Below are 2,525 nucleotides of genomic sequence, written 5' to 3'. Positions count from 1 at the left end.
AACATACGTGCCGGGGCTGCCCGCCGGCGGGTTCGAAACTGTAGCCGCAACCGTCAGGCTGCCTTCAGCCGGAACCGCAGAAAGCGCAAGAGACGTCATCTCCTCGGCGTTCGCGATCGTGGGGGCTGCTAGGGCGCCACCAAGGGCGAGCACGACGGCGGCGATTGCGCCGACTAAGCCTTTTCCTACTGACAAGCGACCTCGGCTCGCCCAAGCACGCGTCGGCACTTCTGCGTTATGACTCATCATTTCCTTTTGTCTCGGCGGCCACCGCGCAAACAGCAACCCGCTCGTCGGACTGAACTGAGGCTCCCCTAACCTGCAGTACCACCGTATAGTCTGACGATTTTCATCAGACCTTGCAACTCCCACCCTAAGTTCGGGTGCTGCACAGGCGAATCTTAAGCAGCCGACCCGACCTGCCCGGGGCGGACCCGGCTCGCACCACGCTCCCGCTCCCCCGGCGTACACTGGGCGAGCCACTTCACGACTCCGGAGGTTTCCATGAGCAAGCCCATCGATTCGGCCGACTACCCCTTCCAGCTCAGCGAGAGCGAGTGGCGCGAACGGCTCGCCCCCGAGGAGTACGCCGTTCTCCGCAACCAGGGCACCGAGCGCGCCGGCACCGGTGAACTGCTCGACGAAGAGCGCGACGGCTTGTACCGCTGCCGCGCCTGCGGCAACGAACTCTTCGTCGCCGGCACGAAGTTCGATTCGGGCTGCGGCTGGCCGAGCTTTTACGAAAGCGTGCGCCCCGGCGCGGTCGAGCTGCTCGAAGACAAGAGCCTCGGCATGGTGCGCACCGAGGTGCGCTGCGCCCAGTGCGGATCCCATCTCGGCCACGTGTTTCCCGACGGCTTCGGCACGCCCACCGGCGACCGCTACTGCATGAACTCGCTTTCACTGAGCTTCGAGCCCGGTGCACGTCCCGACGACGCATGACCGAGTTCGGGGGGCCTGCTTATCGCGCTCTGAAGCGCCGGCGCTCACACTCGAAGGTCACCGACGAGGCGCCCACGCGTGAGGAGCTCGAGGAGTACGTGGCCGTCATGGCGAGCGTCTCCGACCACTCGCGTATGCGACCGTGGCGCATCATCGAGCTGCGCGGCAGAGATCGTAAGAAGCTCGCACAGGGCCTCGCGAAGGCATCGGGTGAGGATCGCGGCAAGCACATCGCGAAGATGACCCGTGCGCCGCTGGTTCTCGTCGTTGTGGTCAGCCCCGGTGACACGCGCAAGGTGCCGCTGTGGGAGCAGGAGGCGGTTGCGAGCGGCGTCACGCACTTCCTGGGCCTGCTGCTGCACGAGTCAGGCTGGGGCTCCATCTGGAAGAGCGGCACGCACACGCGGAGCAAGGCCGTGCGCAAAGCACTCGGTGTGAAGAAGCCGGAGTACCTGCTCGGGTGGCTGCACGTCGGTGGGATCCCCGAGCGAGATCGTGCCGAGAAGCCCCGCAAGCCGCTCGATCTCGCGCGCCACCTGGCCGGGCCGCGCTAGCTCTCGCTCGCGCGCCGATTCTCACGCGGGCGAGAGGGAAGCGCGGCGATGACAACGGCGAGCAGCGCAACAGCCGAGCCGGCGATCATGCCCTGCGTCAACCCGCCCGAAAGCGGGACGCCCGCCTCGAAGGCGACCGAGGCGAGCAGCTGCCCGGCGACGTTCGACATGCTGAGCAGCAACACCCCCGCGGTACGCACGAGCATCGCGGCGACGGCGATGAACAGCGTGCCGATCACTCCGCCGATATAGAAGTAGGGCGCCGACGGCCAGTTGGTGGGCCACCCGTTCGCCGCGACGGATACCGCCGCCATGACCGTGAGGATCACCGTACCCACGACGAAGTTCACGAACGTCGATGTGACCGCGCTCTGCGCAGCCGCCCGCACCAGTCCGTTCACCATCGATTGCGCGGAAACGCAGGCGCCGATGATCACGGGGAACACGATCAGCCAGGCACCCTGCACACCGCTGAATCCCACCGAGAGCGCCACAGCGCCGATCGCAAGTACGGTACCGGCGATACGCATCGGCGTCGGGTCGATGCGCCCGCCTGGGCCGAGCCCGGCGCGATCGAGCACGAGCCCGCCGAACACCTGGCCGGCGACGATACCGACGGTGAAGAGCGCGAGACCCATGGTCGGGGCGACCAGACCCTGAGCCAGTACGAAGAACGCACCGCCCGCTCCGCCGAAGAGCGTCCAGACCGGAAGCGCGCGCGAACGAACCTCGTGGCGCAATCGGGCGACGCCGGTACGGCCGCGGTGCGTCGCGAGCACCGCGATGCACATCACGAGGAGACCCGAGCCGAACGAAGCCGCAGCAGTGACGTACCCGTTGCCGATCTCCTGGCTGAGGCCCCCGTTGATGCGGGACTGCACCGCGACGAGCACTCCCGCGAGCCCTGAACCAACGAGGGCGGCCCAAACGGGGAACTTGGAGTGCGGCACTCGCCCAACCTTACTCCGGCTGGGCAGCTCGCTCGCCGAATCCCCGCCCGTGCGCCGAGCCCCCGGCGAGCGAGCGGCG

The 2,525-nt window shown here is 67.6% G+C and carries 4 protein-coding genes; 2 read left to right on the top strand and 2 right to left on the bottom strand.

Annotated elements, in window-relative coordinates; translation table 11 throughout:
• Nucleotides 1-246, bottom strand: a 246-nt coding sequence (locus AB0O71_RS00530; protein ID WP_363740686.1) for a hypothetical protein, incomplete at its 3' end; no start/stop codon positions are given.
• 258 nt (nucleotides 247-504) lie between these two features.
• Between AB0O71_RS00530 and msrB the strand changes: the two genes are divergently transcribed.
• Both msrB and AB0O71_RS00520 read left to right on the top strand, forming a co-directional pair.
• The gene (msrB, locus tag AB0O71_RS00525; RefSeq protein WP_363740684.1) at nucleotides 505-942 is read left to right on the top strand and encodes a peptide-methionine (R)-S-oxide reductase MsrB; all 438 of its coding nucleotides are present in this window, start codon (nucleotides 505-507) and stop codon (nucleotides 940-942) included.
• Nucleotides 939-1,496, top strand: a complete 558-nt coding sequence (locus tag AB0O71_RS00520) for a nitroreductase family protein (RefSeq protein WP_363740681.1) — start codon at nucleotides 939-941, stop codon at nucleotides 1,494-1,496. Before msrB ends, AB0O71_RS00520 begins: the two co-directional genes overlap by 4 nt.
• Here the strand turns inward: AB0O71_RS00520 and AB0O71_RS00515 are convergent.
• On the bottom strand, nucleotides 1,493-2,525 hold a 1,033-nt coding region (locus AB0O71_RS00515), incomplete at its 5' end, for a DMT family transporter (protein WP_363740678.1). The genes AB0O71_RS00520 and AB0O71_RS00515 overlap by 4 nt on opposite strands.

It is taken from the genome of Leucobacter sp. NPDC077196 (assembly GCF_040687075.1).
Classification (GTDB): Bacteria; Actinomycetota; Actinomycetes; order Actinomycetales; family Microbacteriaceae; genus Leucobacter.
Note: the sequence above shows the minus strand (reverse complement) of the source record. Positions and strands in the feature narration are given on the sequence as shown.